General features: G+C 63.0%; 1 protein-coding gene. It reads right to left on the reverse strand.

Going from position 1 to position 389, the window contains the following annotated elements; all coding sequences use genetic code 11:
* Positions 1-389: FHIPEP family type III secretion protein (locus ORL50_RS28800; protein WP_266020101.1), on the reverse strand; the 389-nt coding region annotated here is incomplete at both ends.

Here is a 389-nt window from a genome sequence, read left to right on the forward strand (position 1 = left end):
GGCGATGGCAGCATTTCCTGCTGGCGCTTGACCTCTTCCAGGGCCTGCACCTTGACGCCGTTCTGCTTCTTCCAGAACAGATAGGCACCGCCGGCAGCGAGCGCGGCCATGCTCAGGAACGAGAAGTGCGGCATGCCCGGCACCAGGCCCATCACCGCCATCAAGCCGGCCGCAACTGCCAGGGCTTTTGGTGAGGCGAACATCTGGCGATTGATCTGCTTGCCCATGTCTTCCGAACCGGAAGCACGGGTCACCATGATCGCGGCAGCGGTGGACAGCAGCAGTGATGGCAATTGCGCCACCAAACCGTCACCGATGGTCAGCAGCGCGTACACCTTGCCGGCGTCGCCGAAGGTCATGCCGTGCTGGAAAATACCGACCGCCATGCC

The organism is Pseudomonas sp. RIT-562 (assembly GCF_026241895.1).
GTDB lineage: Bacteria > Pseudomonadota > Gammaproteobacteria > Pseudomonadales > Pseudomonadaceae > Aquipseudomonas > Aquipseudomonas mandelii_F.